Source organism: Acinetobacter sp. Brlt_5 (genome assembly GCF_051949055.1).
Classification (GTDB): Bacteria; Pseudomonadota; Gammaproteobacteria; order Pseudomonadales; family Moraxellaceae; genus Acinetobacter; species Acinetobacter indicus.
The window spans coordinates 116,742-134,370 of sequence record NZ_JAYJLP010000001.1; the positions used below are offsets into that span (position 1 = coordinate 116,742).

Annotated in this window: 19 protein-coding genes; 10 read left to right on the forward strand and 9 right to left on the reverse strand. The window is 48.7% G+C overall.

The window, feature by feature from the left end; translation table 11 throughout:
* The first annotated feature begins 98 nt into the window (after positions 1-98).
* The 8 genes from moaA to VF685_RS00635 are packed head-to-tail and all read left to right on the forward strand — an operon-like array spanning position 99 to position 6,269.
* Positions 99-1,133, forward strand: coding sequence for a GTP 3',8-cyclase MoaA (gene moaA, locus VF685_RS00600; protein ID WP_440203537.1), 1,035 nt, complete (start codon positions 99-101; stop codon positions 1,131-1,133).
* 2 nt (positions 1,134-1,135) lie between these two features.
* Positions 1,136-1,387: a MoaD/ThiS family protein gene (locus VF685_RS00605; protein WP_075166591.1), complete on the forward strand. Its 252-nt coding sequence runs from the start codon at positions 1,136-1,138 to the stop codon at positions 1,385-1,387.
* Between the two features lie 3 nt (positions 1,388-1,390).
* Positions 1,391-1,915, forward strand: a complete 525-nt coding sequence (locus VF685_RS00610; RefSeq protein ID WP_286384872.1) for a molybdenum cofactor biosynthesis protein MoaE — start codon at positions 1,391-1,393, stop codon at positions 1,913-1,915.
* A gap of 49 nt (positions 1,916-1,964) precedes the next feature.
* On the forward strand, positions 1,965-2,888 hold the full coding sequence (gene moaCB / locus VF685_RS00615) for a bifunctional molybdenum cofactor biosynthesis protein MoaC/MoaB (protein WP_440203515.1): 924 nt from the start codon (positions 1,965-1,967) through the stop codon (positions 2,886-2,888).
* Positions 2,888-4,120, forward strand: coding sequence for a molybdopterin molybdotransferase MoeA (locus VF685_RS00620; protein WP_286384870.1), 1,233 nt, complete (start codon positions 2,888-2,890; stop codon positions 4,118-4,120). The genes moaCB and VF685_RS00620 overlap by 1 nt, the downstream gene beginning before the upstream one ends.
* 11 nt (positions 4,121-4,131) lie before the next feature.
* On the forward strand, positions 4,132-4,887 hold the full coding sequence (gene modA / locus VF685_RS00625) for a molybdate ABC transporter substrate-binding protein (RefSeq protein WP_180061692.1): 756 nt from the start codon (positions 4,132-4,134) through the stop codon (positions 4,885-4,887).
* A 12-nt stretch (positions 4,888-4,899) separates the two neighbouring features.
* Positions 4,900-5,586 carry a molybdate ABC transporter permease subunit gene (gene modB, locus VF685_RS00630; protein WP_286384869.1) on the forward strand — a complete coding sequence of 229 codons (687 nt, stop codon included), beginning with the start codon at positions 4,900-4,902 and terminating at the stop codon, positions 5,584-5,586.
* Positions 5,586-6,269, forward strand: a complete 684-nt coding sequence (locus VF685_RS00635; RefSeq protein ID WP_127799935.1) for an ATP-binding cassette domain-containing protein — start codon at positions 5,586-5,588, stop codon at positions 6,267-6,269. The genes modB and VF685_RS00635 overlap by 1 nt, the downstream gene beginning before the upstream one ends.
* On the opposite strand, the gene VF685_RS00640 is transcribed toward VF685_RS00635, so the two are convergent.
* Positions 6,266-7,189, reverse strand: coding sequence for a LysR family transcriptional regulator (locus VF685_RS00640; protein WP_180192052.1), 924 nt, complete (start codon positions 7,187-7,189; stop codon positions 6,266-6,268). The two genes, VF685_RS00635 and VF685_RS00640, sit on opposite strands and share 4 nt — an antisense overlap.
* A 237-nt stretch (positions 7,190-7,426) precedes the next feature.
* Between VF685_RS00640 and VF685_RS00645 the strand changes: the two genes are divergently transcribed.
* Entirely contained in the window at positions 7,427-8,482 is a 1,056-nt protein-coding gene (locus VF685_RS00645) for an aromatic ring-hydroxylating oxygenase subunit alpha (RefSeq protein ID WP_163170113.1), read from the forward strand.
* A gap of 40 nt (positions 8,483-8,522) precedes the next feature.
* Here the strand turns inward: VF685_RS00645 and VF685_RS00650 are convergent, their stop codons facing one another.
* On the reverse strand, positions 8,523-9,614 hold the full coding sequence (locus VF685_RS00650; protein ID WP_163170112.1) for a zinc-binding metallopeptidase family protein: 1,092 nt from the start codon (positions 9,612-9,614) through the stop codon (positions 8,523-8,525).
* A 340-nt stretch (positions 9,615-9,954) separates the two neighbouring features.
* On the opposite strand from VF685_RS00650, the gene VF685_RS00655 reads away from it, so the two are divergent.
* Complete coding sequence (locus VF685_RS00655) at positions 9,955-10,842, forward strand: DMT family transporter (protein ID WP_104471356.1); 888 nt, start codon at positions 9,955-9,957, stop codon at positions 10,840-10,842.
* A 120-nt stretch (positions 10,843-10,962) separates the two neighbouring features.
* On the opposite strand, the gene pcaD is transcribed toward VF685_RS00655, so the two are convergent.
* The 7 genes from pcaD to benC all read right to left on the reverse strand — a co-directional run bounded on the left by pcaD (position 10,963) and on the right by benC (position 17,628).
* Positions 10,963-11,742, reverse strand: a complete 780-nt coding sequence (gene pcaD / locus VF685_RS00660) for a 3-oxoadipate enol-lactonase (protein ID WP_163145791.1) — start codon at positions 11,740-11,742, stop codon at positions 10,963-10,965.
* 60 nt (positions 11,743-11,802) lie between these two features.
* Positions 11,803-13,008 carry a 3-oxoadipyl-CoA thiolase gene (gene pcaF / locus VF685_RS00665; protein WP_016658114.1) on the reverse strand — a complete coding sequence of 402 codons (1,206 nt, stop codon included), beginning with the start codon at positions 13,006-13,008 and terminating at the stop codon, positions 11,803-11,805.
* 134 nt (positions 13,009-13,142) lie between these two features.
* The gene (locus VF685_RS00670) at positions 13,143-13,796 is read right to left on the reverse strand and encodes a 3-oxoacid CoA-transferase subunit B (protein WP_016658115.1); all 654 of its coding nucleotides are present in this window, start codon (positions 13,794-13,796) and stop codon (positions 13,143-13,145) included.
* A 28-nt stretch (positions 13,797-13,824) separates the two neighbouring features.
* Entirely contained in the window at positions 13,825-14,502 is a 678-nt protein-coding gene (locus VF685_RS00675; protein ID WP_127799945.1) for a 3-oxoacid CoA-transferase subunit A, read from the reverse strand.
* A 24-nt stretch (positions 14,503-14,526) separates the two neighbouring features.
* Positions 14,527-15,753, reverse strand: a complete 1,227-nt coding sequence (gene benE, locus VF685_RS00680) for a benzoate/H(+) symporter BenE (protein ID WP_127799947.1) — start codon at positions 15,751-15,753, stop codon at positions 14,527-14,529.
* Between the two features lie 54 nt (positions 15,754-15,807).
* Entirely contained in the window at positions 15,808-16,593 is a 786-nt protein-coding gene (benD, locus tag VF685_RS00685) for a benzoate diol dehydrogenase BenD (protein ID WP_005178084.1), read from the reverse strand.
* Positions 16,594-16,611: 18 nt separating this feature from the next.
* The gene (gene benC / locus VF685_RS00690; RefSeq protein WP_163145793.1) at positions 16,612-17,628 is read right to left on the reverse strand and encodes a benzoate 1,2-dioxygenase electron transfer component BenC; all 1,017 of its coding nucleotides are present in this window, start codon (positions 17,626-17,628) and stop codon (positions 16,612-16,614) included.
* Between the last annotated feature and the right edge of the window lies 1 nt (position 17,629).

A 17,629-nucleotide genomic window follows, 5' to 3' on the forward strand; every position in this document is an offset into this window, starting at 1 on the left:
TAATTGCAAATTCAAGCCTAAAGCGCGGCATGTGATCCGTGCAAACCTATTGCCCATTGCACAGCCATGAAGCAATTGCCCAGAGGATAACAGGCGTGATCAATCCCCAGATTCCCGTGAGACCCGCATATTTTCAGGATCAGTTTGGCCGGAGCAAACGCAAACTGCGGATTTCTGTGACCGATCGTTGCAATTTTAAATGTGTCTACTGCATGCCTGAACATCCTGAATGGATGAAGAAACATCAGCTGCTAAGTTTTGAGGCTTTGCTGCAGTTTTGTCAGTTGATGGTTGAGCAGGGTATTCAGCATATCCGCATTACTGGCGGCGAACCGTTGATGCGTCAGGGTGTGGTGCATTTTATCCGGGATTTACAGCCGCTACGCCAATTGGGTTTGGCGAGAATTTCCATGACCACAAATGGCCATTATCTGAGCCGCTATGCGCAGGAATTAAAACAGGCCGGTCTGGATGATTTAAATATCAGCCTGGACAGTTTAGATCCGCAGCAGTTTTTTACGCTAACCCAAAAACAGTTACAGCCGGTACTTGACGGGATTCAGGCCGCGCAGCAGGCGCATTTGCCCATCAAACTGAATAGCGTGCTCATTAAAGGCATTAATGACGACCAGATGGTGCCACTTTTGCAGTGGAGCAAAGCACGGCAGATTGCGCTGCGTTTTATTGAATTTATGCCGCTGGATGGTGATGGTCGCTGGAGCGCCGCGCATGTAGTGACGGAACAGGAGATTTTGCAACGCCTAAGCCTGCATTTTCCGGTCGAAGCCATCCACAGCCAAGGCGCGAATCCGGCACGGGAATATCGGGTCGATGGCCACCCGGTAGGGATTATTTCCACCATCAGTCATGCCTTTTGTAGCCAGTGTGACCGGTTGCGTTTAAGTGCCCAGGGTGAACTGTATAACTGTCTGTTTGCCGAACAGCCTGTGCCCTTAAGAGTATTGATTGAACAGCTACAGACTCACACGGCGCCCGTGGCACGTGAGCAGTTACTGCAGCAATTACAAAGCTATATCTGGCAGAAAAAAGCCGGCTTTCATGCCATTCATTCTCAAGCCACAACCACTGCCGGGAGCACCCGGAAAATCAGCATGTATATGATTGGAGGTTAAGTATGCACGATATCCTGATTCAGATTGAAGCCTTTGGCGCTGTAAAACAGGCGCTGCCAGAAACTATTCAGATGCAGTGCCTGCCCGGTACGGCCATTGCGGACTTGTTGCTGCAGTTAAACCACAGTTATCCGGCGGCGGCAGCTCTGGTCGAGCGGTGTGCCTGCGCGATTGGTGAAGATATTGTGCCGCGCCAGCAGACTTTGCAGCACAGTACCACGCTGGTGCTGTTGTCACCGGTGGCAGGAGGTTAAACGATGCAACATCTAAAACAGTTTGCCCGGATTCAGGATACCGCACTGAGCCAGTCCAGCTTCGATGAGATTCAGCACTTTCCCGAATGTGGCGGTATTGGCATTTTTGTCGGCACAGTCCGCAATCATCATGAAGGTAAGGCAGTGCAGTCGCTGAAATATACCGCCTATGCACCGGTGGCAGAAAAAATGATCCGGCAGATTGAGCAGGAAATTCAGCAGCAATATGGCGTGTCTTATGTGCGGGTCATCCACCGGATTGGGGATTTAGCCATTGGTGAAACCGCAATTATTGCCATGGCGTATGCGCCGCATCGCCGTGAAGCCTTTCAGGCCTGTGAGGTGGCGGTGGAGCGGGTCAAACATGAAGTCCCGGTCTGGAAAGAAGAATTTTATTGCGATGGCAGCAGCCAGTATGTCGAAGGCTGCTGTATTCGTAAAGATCATCCGCCAGTGGAAGCGAATACGCATACCGATTGCTGCAATCACTCCCATGCAGGCGAAAACGCCTATCAATGGCCGCTTTAAATTTGATGTTAAGCCTAATTTTTTAAATCAATAATTCCGGAATACCATCATGAAAAATGTAGGCATGAAAGCCGAAACCTATCGTACTGCGGTGGCCAGTGCCATTTTATATGCGCCGCCGCACTGTATCGAGCTGCTGCGTCAGGGCAATACCGAAAAAGGCGATGCGCTGAAAACTGCGCGTATTGCCGGTATTCTGGCAGCCAAACGTACCGATGAGCTGATTCCGCTGTGCCATCCTTTACCCATTTACCGGGCCGATGTGGATTATGAACTGCATGAACAGCATGTCGAGATTATTGCCACGGTAGAAACTATTGGTCCGACCGGTGTCGAGATGGAAGCCTTAACCGCAGCCAGTCTGGCCGGACTGACCTTATACGACATGCTGAAACCGCATTGTGAACCGGAAGATTTGTGTCTGGATCAATGCAAATTACAGCAGAAAAAAGGCGGTAAATCCCATTTTAGCCGGGTCTTGGCGCAGCCGATGCCAGCCTCGGTGATTGTGCTGTCCGATACCGTCGCCGCGGGTAAAAAACCGGATACCGCCGGCCAGAATGTCCTGGAAATATTGGCAGAGGCCAATTTCCAGCAGGTTCAGTATCAGGTGATTCCGGATAGCCCGGAACAGCTGCTGGCCTTAATTGAACAGCAGAAAAATCATTATCCGCTGATTTTAACCGTTGGTGGCACCGGTCTTGGCCCTAAAGATTTGACTGTAGAAACCCTGGCTCCGCTATTAGAACGGGAAATTCCGGGGCTGATGGAAGCCTCGCGCAGTTTTGGCCAGAAACGCACGCCGTATGCGGCTTTAAGCCGTGGGGTGGCCGGCTATATCGAAAATAGTCTGGTGATGACTTTACCGGGCAGCCGTCAGGGTGCCCAAGAGTCCTTGCTGGCGGTATTACCGGCCTTGGTGCATGTCTTTGATGTGCAGAAAAACATTCCACATGCGGGAGGCTATCAATAATGTCAGGTTGTGGTGCAGAAAGTGGGCTGATCAGTCTGGATCAAGCACTAGATAAGATGATTGCGGCAACGCCCTGTCTGGAGGTGGAAACCCTGCAACTACAACAGGGCCTGCATCGCTATTTAGCTGAAGATATTTATGCGGGGATTGATCTGCCTTTATTTTCCCAAAGCGCGGTTGATGGTTATGCCCTGTGTAGCGATGGAGAGATAGCGCCAGGCGAGCAGTTCCAGCTGGTCGGTGAAATCCGGGCCGGTCAATCGGCCGATGTGACGCTGCAGCGTGGACAGGCGATGCGTATTTTTACTGGCGCGCCTATTCCTGCCGGTACCACCACGGTGGCACGTCAGGAAATTGTGCAGCGGATGTCTAGCCATCTGATTCAGCTAGAGGCTGCGCTCAAGCTGCATGCCGATATCCGGGATGTGGGCGAAGAAATTACCCAAGGTCAGTTACTGGCATCAGCCGGACAATATTTAAATATCGGCGCAATTGCGGCTTTAAGCATGGCCGGTATTGATCAAGTTCAGGTCTATCAGCAGCCTAAAATTGCCGTGCTGATTACCGGCGATGAAGTCGCGCAGTCGGCTGCAGATCTGCAAGCAGGAAAAATTTTTGATGCCAATGCGCCTTTAATTGCATCTTGGTGTCAGGCACGGCATCAACCTGTGCATATTGTGCATGTGGAAGATAATGAAATTGCCTTAATCCGATACTTTCAGCAACTTCAGGAGGAGTATGATGTCATCATCAGCACTGGCGGAATTTCGGTTGGTGATTATGATTTTATCCGTCCGGTGGCTTTAAATGTAGGCTTTGAGCAGGTGTTCTGGAAAGTGAAACAGAAGCCGGGGAAACCGGTTTTTTTCGCCAGATACCGAAAATCGGCTAACAAATTTTGTCACTTATTGGCATTGCCGGGCAATCCTGCGGCGGTATATGTTGGAATCTCGATCTATACGCAAACTTTATTAGAAGTATTACAAGGGCAAAGTCAGCCGCCCGCGTGGTGGACAGGGCAAATACAACATGACTTAAAGCCCGATGCGAGAGAAAGGATTTTAAGAATGGCCGCCTGTTTTGACGATGGGGTGTTGAAACTGCACAGTTTAGCCAAGCAGCAGTCGCATATGCTCAGTAATCTGATGTATGCCAACTGTCTGGTGCGTGTGCCGGCCCATCAGCCGATTCAAAAAGGCCAATGCTTAAAGGGAATATTCATACAGCATTGAGGGAGTGCGTTTTGAAGACCATCCAACTGGGTTTAATCTGTGTCGCCTTGTGCTTAAGCACATTCAGTCGAGCCAATTCCGTTCAGGTGTATGCAGCTGCAAGTCTGGGCCCGGCATTGACGGATGTGATTCGGCATTATCAGCTGCAACATCCAGAAGCCAAGATTGTACCGGTTTTTGGCACTTCATCGACCTTGGCCAAACATATTGTCCGCGGTGCAAAAGTCGATCTTTATTTTCCGGCCGATCAGGACTGGATGACCTATCTGGTGAAACGCAACAAGGTCAAAGCCAGTCAGGTCAAACCAATTATTTATAACCAGCTGGTGGCAATTGCCCTGAAAGATGCGCGGATTCCGTTTCGGGCGCATCCTACCTTTAATTTTCCTCAGGCCTTTACGGGCCGGCTGTGTACCGGACAGGTCGATTCGGTGGCGGTTGGAAAATATGCCAAACATAGTCTGACCAAGCTGGGCTGGTATAAACGGCTGGAAAAACGCATTATTGGCGCGTCGGATGCCCGGGCTGCTTTGGCCTTTGTCGAGCGCGGTGCCTGTCAGGTCGGCATTGTTTATCGCAGCGATGCCGTCAGTAGCGATAAAGTAAAAGTGCTGGGTGCGTTTCCGGTACAGACCCATCCGGACATTGTCTATACCGCGGCTTTAACCAAACAGGGTGAAAAGAATCGTCAGGCGGTCAAGTTCCGGCGCTATCTGGGTAGCGCCGCGGCTCACAAGATTTTTGTTCAACATGGTTTTCGTCCCTAGGTTGCTGCTTTGATGCTCAGTCCCGAAGAACTAAGTGGTTTATATCTGTCTGCTAAAGTGGCCAGTGTCGCGACCTTGTTTTGCCTGCCATTTGCAATTTGTCTGGGCTGGATGCTGGCACGCTATGAATTTCGCAGCAAGTTTTTGATCGAAGCCATGTTACAACTGCCGATGGTTTTGCCGCCGGTAGTGTTGGGCTATGCATTACTGGTGCTGTTTAGTCCGCAAGGTTGGATTGGGCAGGTTTTGGCCCACTGGGGTATTGAGCTGGCATTTAACTGGAAAGGTGCAGTAGTGGCCGCCATGCTGGTTGCATTTCCCTTGCTGGTTCAACCGATTCGTTTGTCTTTTCAAATGTTGAATCCACAACTGGAACAGGTGGCGGCCTCACTCGGGGCTGCGCCGCTGAAAGTCTTTTTCAGTATTAGCTTACCGCTGGTGCTGCCCGGGATTCTTATGGGCAGTATTCTGGGCTTTAGCCGCAGTCTGGGTGAATTTGGTGCCACCATTACCTTTGTTGGCAATATTCCGGATGAAACCCGCACCATTCCCATCGCTATTTATACGCTCATTCAACAGCCCGATGGTGAAGCCGCTGCTATGCGTCTGGTGCTGTTATCTACCGGCTTGGCTTTTGCCGCCTTGCTGGCCAATTATTTTATTTTGCACAGATATCAACGTAAATTGGGGCAAAGCTGATGCTGGATTGTCAGATTGATTATCAGAATGCGCAGTTCAAATTACAGCTGCAGCTGACCTGTGCAGAGCAGATTGTCGGAATTCTGGGGCCCTCCGGTTCCGGGAAAACCAGCTTTTTGCATTTGCTGGCCGGGCTGTTACGGCCGCAACAGGGCCGGATTGTGCTGAATCACCGTTTATTGCTCGATACCCAGCAGCAGATATTTGTGCCCGTGCATCAACGTAAAATTGCCCTGATTTTCCAAAAGGCCCTGTTATTTCCGCATTTGAATGTTGAGCAGAATTTAAGATATGCAGAAGGTTTACAGCCGTTGACACAGCGTAAATTTGAATTTGAGCAGATTGTCGAGCTGTTAGAACTGTCCAGGCTGATTCGACGCAAAGCGCATCAATTATCCGGCGGGGAAGCACAGCGCGTTTCGATTGGCCGGGCTTTATTGTCTGCACCGCAGTTATTGCTGCTGGATGAACCTTTAAGCGGACTGGATCAGCAGTTAAAACAGCAGATACTGCCATTTTTAAAACGTATTCAGTGCGAACTGCAGCTGGGCATGATTTATGTGACCCATCATCCGGAAGAATTGAGGGAACTTCAGGCCACGGTATATCAGGTGCAAAAAGTGCAGGGTATCAGCCGTTTGCAACGGGACAATGTAGTACCTTTGATTCAGCCCGTTTTTTAAAGCTGGGCAATCTGCTGTTGTAGCTGCTCCATCTGCTCGGTTAACTGTTTCATCATGATTTGCGCAATCCGGGAAAGTTGCCGTTTCGGTGCCACACACAGGGCCAGCGTCAGTGGATATAAACCTTTGTCCTGAACCGGTTTAAAGATGGCTGTTTGATGCTCCAGGAGCGGCAGAGCATCTAAATAACTCATTAGCCCCAGCCCCAAATTCTGCTTTAACAATGACATTAACATGCGAATGTCATTACATTCGATGCGGCTACGCGGACTAAACTGATGGTGCTTATACAGCGCGCTGACATATTCATGAATAATCAGCGGTGGTGCTGGCATTAAATGGGCATAAGGCAAGGTATCGGAAAAATACAGCGGTGTTTGTTCTGCCAGAGGATGCTCAACGGGAATCACAAAACCCAGCGGAATTTCCACAAAAGCCACCACTTCTAAATGCGGATGCGCTTGCGGATTCAGCAGCAGACCAAAATCCAGCTCCGCGGCCTGAATCATCTGCGCGACTTTTTCACTGTCCAGCACATGCACGTGAAAATCAATCCAGGGATAATGCTGGCTCATGTGTTGCATCGACTGCAGCACAAAACTTTCGCTGAGCGCTGAAATTAAGCCAAATTCAATGCTGCCACGATGCAGGCCCTGAATTTCATCAAAACGGATGCGGGTCTGCTGAAATTCCTTTTGCCATTTTAACAGATCGGCATACAGTAACTCTCCGGCCAAAGTCAGCCGTAGCCCATGATTCAGACGTTCAAATAGTGCAATCCTAAGTTCCTGCTCGGCCAGTACAATTTGTCGATGCACGGCAGATACCGAAATAAACAGCTGTTCGGCTGCCTTACGCAAGCTGCCGGTTTGCGCCACCGCAATAAAATATTCTGAAAAACGCGAAAATGGGGTATTCACCATTTAAGACCTGGCCAGCGTGATATCGACAGGTTTTAAAAGAGCAAGATCTGCGCCAGTTCAGGCCAATTTTGACTAAAGTGTTCGAATATTTAGAACAGATCATCAAAAACATTCTAATAGACAGAAAAAGCAGAAGCTCTTAATTTAAAACAGGAAATTAACAATAAACGACATGAGAAAACCGCGGATTTCCGTTTGTTCTTGACCCTGTATAGCTTAAAAGTGAGCCAGCCTATGAATGCGATTCCTGTAATCCACCTGTTTGCCCAACCCCATGACAGCCGCTTTGATGCCAGTGACTGGCATATTCTGGCGCAGCATTGGTATCCGGTGGCACGAATTCAGGATGTCAGCAGCCAGCCGCAACAGGTGACTTTACTGGATGTGAAAATGGCGCTGTACCGGACGGAAAGCGGTGACATCCAGCTGGTACGGGATATTTGCCCGCATCGCGGTGTGCCTTTAAGCAAAGGCTGGGTAGAGGGCGAGGAAATTGTCTGTCCTTACCATGGGCTGCACTATAACCGTGCCGGTAAATGCACCAAAATTCCGGCCCAGCCCGACCTGACCCAGATTTCGGAGCGTTTTAGCCTGACCACGTTTCCGGTGGTGCTGAAATATGGTCTGGTCTGGACCAGCCTGTTCGGGCGCGATGAACAGGCAGCCAATTTTCCGGTGCTGGATACTTGGGAAGATGCTGAGCATCAATCCATTTTACCACCCAGTGTGGATATTGCCGGTTCCAGCGGCCGTCAGTTAGAAGGCTTTATTGATGTTGCACATTTTGCCTGGGTACATCATCAGGCCTTTGCCGATCGGGACAATCCGGTGGTGCCGAAATATCATACTGAACGTACTGACTATGGCCTGAAAAGTATCTATATTTCCAATGTCAGTAATTATCCGCATGGCATGCAGCATTTAGCACCCGAAGGCTTTTTATGGACGCGTGAGTTTGAGGTTTATCCACCCTTTGCAGCGACCTTGACCATTTATTTTCCGAATGATGGCATCTTGAAAATCTTAAATGCCTGCTGTCCGGTATCGGCCAATCAGACCCGGCTATTTGTGCCTTTAACCCGGAATTTTGATACCACCGGTGACCTGCAAGCGGTTTACGATTTTAATGCGCAGATTTTTGCCGAAGATCAGGACATGGTAGAAAGCCAGAAACCGGAAGAGCTGCCGCTGGATTTAAGCATGGAAGCCCATTTTGAGGCAGATCGCTCCTCGGCCTTATACCGCCGGATTCTGGCCGAATGGGGTCTAAGTAAACGCTATATCGTGTAGCAAATTTCATTGAGTTGAAAGCGAGGAATTGAAGGCGAGTTTAGGCAGGATGACTGGCCTGATTGGATTTAAAGGCTTTATCCAGCACATGCCGGTGAATAAAACGCAGCTTGTCTTTTACTGGCTCGGTCAGTTTAAACGGATAGGCATCATCCAGCCCGATACTGCGATTCAGCGCATTCAGATTAAAGGTCAGGGCAATCCAGTTTTCTAGAATATGTTCAATATCCTTGCCGCCAATCGGACATTCGGTAAAGTACAGATTGGCCAGGGTGCGGCCGTTACCTTGCACCCGGATTCCGGCAAAATAGGCGGTTTCCAAAGTATCCATCATGTGCAGATAATGCGCCCAGGTTTCAGCCCAGTCTTCCCAGGGATGGGTAGTGGCATAGGTGCTGATATAGCTGTCTTGCCAGTCGGAGGGCGGGCCTTGTTCATAATGGCGTTTGAGTGCCATGCCATAATCTTGACGTTCATCACCAAAATAGTAGCGGAATTCATCGACCAGTTCCGGATGGCGGTTTTGCATCACATCAAAATAATAATGGCCGCTTTCATGGCGAAAATGGCCAAGCAGGGTGCGGTAGTTTTCTCCCATGGTTACGCGCGTGGTTTCCCGGTACACCACATCGGCTTCAATGGCATTGAGGGTAATCAGACCATTGGCGTGGCCGGTCAGCACCGGTTGGCCTTCCATGGGCATTAAAAATTCATAGCGCAGGCCATAGCGGTCATCTTCAGAACGTTTTGGCCGCGGCATAATATTCATGCGCTGCGCCAGATATAAAAACCGCCGTTTAGCCTGTTCCAGATAACGCCAGTACTGGATATTTTCCGGTTCATCTAAATTGGGGATGGTGTGGGTAAGCTGGCAGGATTCGCAATAGATATTTTCATCATCGACGGGAATCATCCAGTTGCAGACCTGATAGTGACTATAATTAAAACAGGGCTTAAATTTCTGATTATGATAGCTTTCATTCAGGCTGACCCATTCATTTTCGCTATCCTTACGAAAGGTGCCCATATCTTTTTCGGAGGCGACAAAGCCAATGGGCGCCTTGCAATATTCACAAAATGAGGCACCAAAAAAAATCTGCTGATGGCATACCGCACATTCAAAATACTTCATTCTTGATCCTCAGCCTGCAGGATACGTCCATTTATCTAAACATAGATTGAGTCAGGAGGGTATTTGAAACCCGCTATAAAATTGTAGCAGATTTACAAAGTTGCTTGATGCGATCAGTCGCTTAGCCTCATTTTGAGTCAAAAAACCATGTGGATGCAAACGGCAAGCATGCGCCTTGCAGTCATCGCATTCCAGGTTAAAGGGAAGATCAGAACTGAGCAGATAGAAAGGATTGGAGATTTATTCAGCAAAGCCACGGTAAATGGATGAAAAGTGGTCGAATCTGCGCCGTGAAAGGAGTAGATTAAACCTTATTCCCGATCATATTTTTCATACTCGCATGGCCAGTACCTGGATTCTTTTTACCCTGATGGCTGCATTTATGCAGGCCTGGCGTAATGCCTTTCAAAAACAGCTCAGCATGACGGTTGATGTTTACGGTGTCACCCTGGCACGCTTTATTTTTGCCTTACCGTTTGCGGTCGGTTATTTGAGTTTTTTATATCTGCAGCAGCCGGTCGCAACGCCAGTTAGCTTTAGCGGGAAATTCTGGCTGTATATTGCCGTGGCGGCTTTTTGCCAGATTCTGGCCACCATTCTCATGGTGCAGCTGTTTAAGCAGAAAAACTATGCCATTGGTGTTGGACTGGCCAAAAGCGAGGCGATTCTGGCGGGCTTAATTGGCGTGGCATTACTGGGCGAATATTTAAGTCTGCTGGGCTGGGTTGGCGTCGTATTAGGCGGCGTGGCGGTCTTTTTATTCAGTAAAGGGCCGGCCAATACCAAGCTGTCTGTCAGCACGTTGGCGATTGGGGTGGGCAGTGGTCTTAGTTTTGCCATTACCTCACTGCTGGTGCGTGAAGCCAGTCTGGAACTGGAGAATTTACCCTTTTTACATCGTGCCGGCTGGGTATTATGTTTTGTGATTGGGCTGCAATGTATCAGCATGTTGTTGTATTTGGGGCTGTTTAGCCGGCATACCTTACAGGCCATGTGGCAGCGGCTGGGACTGACCTTTAAGGTGAGTATCTGCAGTTTTCTGGCCTCCCTTGGCTGGTTTAGCGCCATGAGTATGCAAACTGTGGCCTTGGTCAAAACTTTGGGACAGATTGAAATTCTATTTAGCTTGCTGATTTCTGCCTTTTTCTTTAAGGAAAAACTGGCCCGAACCGATCATCTGGGCTTGGTACTGGTGGTGATTGCCGCGATGCTGGTGATCTGGGCTTAAAGTTGAAGTAGATGGGCAGGGCATCTCAGTAGAATCATCAATCTTTTTAAAAATTGCCTAAAAACAAAAAAAGATAATCCGGAGATTATCTTTTTTTAAATGCTTTCAACCGAGCTGGGTTTAGCGTTGAATAAACGCCTGCACCGCCTGATTAAAGGCTTCTGGCTGTTCAATATTGGAAATATGCGAAGCATTAATTTCAAACAGTTCAGCATTGGCAATGCGTTGTTGCATAAATTCACCATCGGCTACAGTTGTTACCGGGTCTTGCTGACCAGCAACAATGAATACCGGTACCTGAATGTCTTTTAACTGTTCACGTACATCCGCTTTAGCCAAAGCTTCGCAGCAGCTTGCATAACCCTCAGGGCTGCCAGCTCCCAGGTCGTTTGAAAGAGTCACTACAGTTGCTGCGTTACTTTGGATAAAGGGTTCGGTAAACCAACGACCGGCCGCCGTTGATGCAATAGGGGCCAAACCTTGTTCACGGACCAGTGTGGCACGCTCATTCCAGGCCTGTTCCTGACCAATTTTAGCGGCCGTATTACAGACCACAACATGGCTAAAACGTTCAGGCTTGTTAATTGCCAGCCACTGACCGGTCAAACCACCCATCGAAATACCACAGAAGGCTGCTTTTTCAATATTTAAATGATCGAGCAGATTCACCACGTCTTGGCCGAGCTGGTCAAGCGTATATGGACCTTGTGGAGCAGAAGATGCGCCGTGACCACGGGTGTCATAGCAAATGACAAAAAAGTCCTGCTGGAAGTGGTCAATTTGCGGTTGCCACATTTTAAAGTTGGTACCTAGCGAGTTAGAAAATACCAGCGCAGGTTTTGTCGCATCACCAAAGGTTTGGTAATTAATTTCAGCATCTTGAGATGTAAATGTTGGCATTGAATCCCTCCCGACCTCCCTTTAAAAAAGGGAGGGGAAATTTAATTTGTTATCGTATCTTTAAACGCGTTCAATAATCAAAGCGATGCCTTGACCGACACCAATACACATTGAGCACAGGCCATATTTGCCGCCAGTGGCTTCCAGCTGGTTCAGGGCCGTGGTGACCAGACGCGCACCTGATGCACCGAGTGGATGACCCAGTGAAATGGCACCGCCATTCGGGTTTACTTTCGCGGCACCATCTTCCAGACCAAGGTCACGGGTACACGCCAGTGCTTGAGCAGCAAAAGCTTCGTTTAGCTCAATGACATCCATCTGCTCTAACGTCAGACCGGTTTGGGCCAACAGTTTTTTAATGGCTGGCGCTGGACCAAAGCCCATAATGCGTGGTTCTACACCGACTACTGTTGCACCAATAATTTTGGCACGTGGTTTTAAACCGTATTCCGCTACCGCTTCATCAGAGGCAATTAATAATGCTGCTGCACCATCGTTAATACCTGAGGCATTACCAGCAGTCACGGTACCATCGGCTTTGACCACAGGTTTTAGCTTGGCCAAACCTTCTAACGTGGTTGATGCACGTGGATGCTCATCGGTATCGACCACAACCGGTTCGCCTTTACGCTGAGGAATCACTACAGGTACGATTTCATTTTTAAAGAAACCTTTGGCTTGGGCAGCAGCAGTACGTTGCTGGCTTTCAAACGCAAACTTGTCCTGATCTTCACGGTTAATGTTGAACTGTTCTGCCACGTTTTCAGCAGTTTGAGGCATGGTTTCAACACCATACATTTCTTTGAGTTTCGGGTTAATGAAGCGCCAGCCCATGGTGGTGTCTTCAATTTTCTGGCTACGGCCATAGGCAGATTCAGATTTACCCATCACAAATGGCGCACGTGACATGCTTTCTACGCCACCCGCCACAATCAGATGTGCTTCACCGGCTTTAATGGTACGCGCTGCCATGGCAACCGCATCCAGTGATGAACCGCATAAACGGTTTAGTGTTGTGGCAGGTACCTGATGCGGCACACCCGCCAATAGCGCAGACATACGGCCGACATTACGGTTATCTTCACCGGCCTGGTTGGCACAGCCGTAAATCACATCATCTACTTTTTCCCAGTTAACACTTGGGTTACGCTCCATCAGCGCCTGAATGGGAATGGCACCCAGGTCATCTGCACGTACAGGGGCAAGTCCGCCTGCATAGCGACCGAATGGGGTGCGAATAGCATCGATGATATATGCGTTTTTCATTTTTTCTGTTTCCTAAATTCTTTTTTAATCCCCCTAAATCCCCCTTTAAAAAAGGGGGACTTTTCTTCCCTTGCTTGCGCTGAGTTTTTAAAGCCGTGCTTTAAAACTCGCTCAGGGAGGTTGGGAGGGATTACTTAACCCTGTGTCGCATCAATCAGCTTCGCACCGGTCAGGGATTGCAGCTCTTCAAATGACAGACCGTCAACTTTCTCAATCACTTTCATGCCTTCAGCAGTCACATCAATCACGCACAGGTCGGTATAAATACGATCTACACATTTCAGGCCAGTTGCTGGATAGCTCAGCTCCGCTACAATTTTCGGCTCGCCTTTTTTAGTCACGTGATCGGTAGTGATAAAGACTTTCTTGGCACCAACTGCAAGGTCCATTGCACCACCTACTGCAGGAATTGCATCTGGGGCACCAGTATGCCAGTTGGCCAGGTCACCATTTTCTGCAATCTGGAAGGCACCCAATACAGCGATGTCCAAGTGACCGCCACGCATCATCGCGAAAGAATCCCCATGATGGAAGAAACAGCCACCGGTCAGCATAGTTACATATTCTTTACCGGCATTGATCAGTTCCGGATCTTCTTCACCTGGCGCAGGTTTTGGACCAAAGGCCAATAAACCGTTTTCAGAATGCAGGAATACATCTTTATCTGCAGGCAGGTAGTTTGAAATTTTGGTTGGCAGGCCAATCCCGAGGTTGACATAGGCACCATCTGGAATGTCTTGGGCAACGCGTTCAGCAATCTGGTCACGTGTTAATTTGGTATAGCTCATCGTGTTCTCCTTCACGTATTTATGCTGATTATTCAGGCTGTTTGGCAGCAACTGACACCACATGTTGTACAAAAATACCCGGAGTGATGATGTGCTCAGGATCAAGCTCACCCAGTTCAACCACTTCTGCGACCTGTGCAATGGTAACATCTGCCGCCATGGCCATAATCGGGCCAAAGTTACGTGCCGATTTACGGTAAACGAGGTTGCCCCAACGGTCGCCTTTGTAGGCTTTAATTAAAGCGAAATCGGCTTTAATCGGGTTTTCCAGAACGAAGTCTTTGCCTTCGTAATTTAAGGTCGGTTTACCTTCAGCCAGTAAAGTACCAAAGCCAGTTGGGGTGTAGATTGGGCCTAAACCCATACCTGCAGCCTGAATACGGCAAGCCAGGTTACCTTGCGGCACCAGTTCCAGCTCGATTTTGCCAGCACGATACAGTTCATCAAAAATATAAGAGTCAGACTGACGAGGGAACGAGCAGATGATTTTACGTACAGCGCCTGCTTTAAGTAATTTGGCCAAACCGTAGTCGCCATTACCGGCATTGTTATTGACGATGACCAAATCCTTGATGCCCAGTTCAATCAGGCCATCAATCAGTTCAGCAGGCTGACCTGCTGTACCGAAACCACCAATCATGATGGTTGAACCATCTTTAATTTGAGAGAGCACATCTTTTAAAGATGCTGAGCTTTTATCAATCATAGTTGTTTCCTAGTCAAACAAACTTCATTGACCCGTGCTTTTGCTTGGGCTTGAAGGTGAGGTCAGTGCTGATAAACCGGTTCTGCTTAAAATGACATGAGCCAGAATACCCAGACAAATTCCCCAAAAAACTGAGCTGAGACCTAAAAACTGCATACCCGATGCAGTTGCCAGGAAGGTAATAAGTGCTGCGTCACGCTGGTTTTCCTGATGCATGGCGGCATTTAAATTGATGCCAATGGCTCCTAGAAGTGCCAGACCGGCCAATGCTGCCACCAATTCTTTCGGGAGCAGGCTAAACAGCATCACAATGCTGCCGGCAAATAAACCGCCTAAAATGTAGAACAGGCCGTTGGCAATCCCGGCGATATAGCGCTTTTCTTTCAGTTCATGCGCGTCTTTGCCCATGCACAGCGCGGCGGTAATTGAGGCCAGGACAATAGTGATCCCGCCAACACACGCCACCGCCAGCGAAGCGATACTGGTGGTGGTAATAATGGGTTTAGCCGGCGTGTCGTAGCCACTGAGCTTTAAAATGGCCATTCCTGGTAAGAACTGGCCCGACAGACTGACCAGAATAAGCGGGAGGGCCAGATTCAGGGTGGAACTCCAAGTCCATTCCGGTGCAATAAATTGCGGAATTGCCAGACTGAAATCTGCCGTGACCGGATTAATCTTGCCCAGCAGCATGCTTAAAATCACACCGGCAACCAGCACCCAGACCATGGCATAACGTGGACTAAAACGCTTGGCCAGCAAAAACACCGCCAGCATGCCAAAGACGATATAGGGCATGGTATCGGTCGCGGTGAACAGTCCTAAACCAAACTGCAGTAAAATTCCGGCCATCATTCCGGCAGCGACTTCCTGGGGAATCCAGGACAGCAATTTGTCGAAATAACCGGTAATCCCAATGAGAAAAATCACCACAGCAGAGGTGATATAGGCCGCAACCGCTTCATTGAGCGAAATATCGGGAAACAGCGTGACCAATAGTGCCGTTCCGGGTGCCGACCAGGCGGTGACCACCGGAACTTTGAATTTAATTGAAAGGAAGATACCGGCAACGGCTGCGCCAATAGAAATGCCCCAAATCCATGAAATCATCATGGCATTGGACACTTGAGCCTGTTGCGCTGCCTGGAAGAAGATGATTAAAGGACCGGCATAGGAAATTAGTACAGCTAAAAATCCTGCAACTGTGGCTGATAGGGACCAGTCTTTTCTTAAGGTATCTAACAGGTGACTCATTGTTTGCCTCCGTGCAAGTCTGGCAATGATCCTGTACAAAAAAAGATGATCAGGTTAACCCTGATCACCACCGCCGACAGGCACAACTGTGCCTGTCACATATGACGCATCGTCAGATGCCAGGAATAAAATGGCATTGACTTGTTCTTGAATGGTGCCGTAACGGCCAAGGAAGGTACGATCAATGGTCTGATCAACCACTTCCTGCATCCATGCCTGTTCTTGTTCAGACAATGGGGCAGTGTTACGTGGCACTTTACGTGGTGGTGCTTCAGTTCCACCAGTTGCCACGGCATTAACACGAATACCATCTTTCGCATGTGCAAAAGCCAGCGATTTGGTCAGGGCATTGACGCCGCCTTTAGAGGCAGAGTAAGGAATACGGTTAATACCACAGGTGGCAATAGATGAAACGTTTACAATGGTGCCTTTCTGATTTTTCAGCATTTCCGGCAATACTGCGCGGCAGCACCACATGGTTGGGAACAGTGAACGGTTCACTTCCTTGATAATTTCTTCTTCAGAAAATTCCTGGAAAGGTTTCATCCAGATGGCACCGCCGACGTTGTTGATTAAGATATCAACGCGGCCGTAAGTGTCGATGGCTTTGGCAACCACTGACTGCGCGCCAGCATAGGTTTCCAGGTCAGCATTAATGGTGACCGCATCACCACCGGCGGCCTGAATCTCTGCCAGCACTTCTGCGACATATTCAGAACGGTCGGCCATGACCACCTGGGCGCCTTCGGCTGCCACTTGCAGGGCAACCCCGCGACCGATGCCTTGGGCAGCACCAGTCACAATCACCACTTTATTTAAAAATCTTTGACGATCAGACATTGCGGGATTACTCGATTTTTAGTTAGCAGAGAATTTTTCGAACAGGAAGTTGGCCGGTTTTACACCTTCACCATCTAACCAGCCGCGTACCGCTTCTACCATTGGCACTGGACCACATAGGTAGATGTCTACATCACCACCGTTGAGCCATTCGTTGTCAATATGACCAGTCACATAGCCTTTACGCTCATGTGCAGATTCCGGATTCGCTACAACAGTGCGGTATTCGAACCATGGGAATTTGGCTTGCAGTTCGTTCAGTTTTTCCAGCGCAACCAGGTCAAAGTCATTGGTTACACCAAATACCAGACGCACTGGCTGATCTGAACCTTTTTCTTCCAGTACTTGCAGCATTGACATGAACGGAGCAATACCTGTACCACCCGCAAGCATCAGTACCGGGCGCACCACGTTACGTAAGTAGAAGCTACCAAATGGACCGGTAAAGGTCATTTTGTCGCCAGCTTTGGCATTTTTGCTTAAGAATTCACTCATTTTTCCGTTTGGTACGTTACGTACTACGAAACCGGTTAAACGGTTGCCCGGTTTAGAACTGAATGAATAAGAACGGGTTTCAGCTGTTCCTGGAATACCGACATTGACATATTGACCGGCCAGGAAGTGGATATCAGGTTGACCTTCGTCAAGCTGGATATCAAAGGTAATGGTTGAGTCAGACAGGTTCTCAACGCGAGATAAAGTACCTTCGAACGCGTGAATTTCAGTTTTACATACATCTGAAGATGCCTGAATCTGGAACACCGCATCTGAAGTTGGCTTACATTGACAAGCCAGAATATAACCTTCAGCGGCTTCTTCAGGTGTTAGTGCATCTTCAATATAGGTTTCTTCAGGCATGTCATACGAACCTGATTCACAAAACGCACGGCACGTTCCACATGCACCGTCACGGCAGTCCAAAGGAATATTGATCTTTTGACGGTAAGCTGCGTCTGACAGTGTTTCACCATCTGTAACAGAAATAAAACGTGTAACGCCATCTTCAAATTGAAGTGCAATATTGTGGTTTGACATG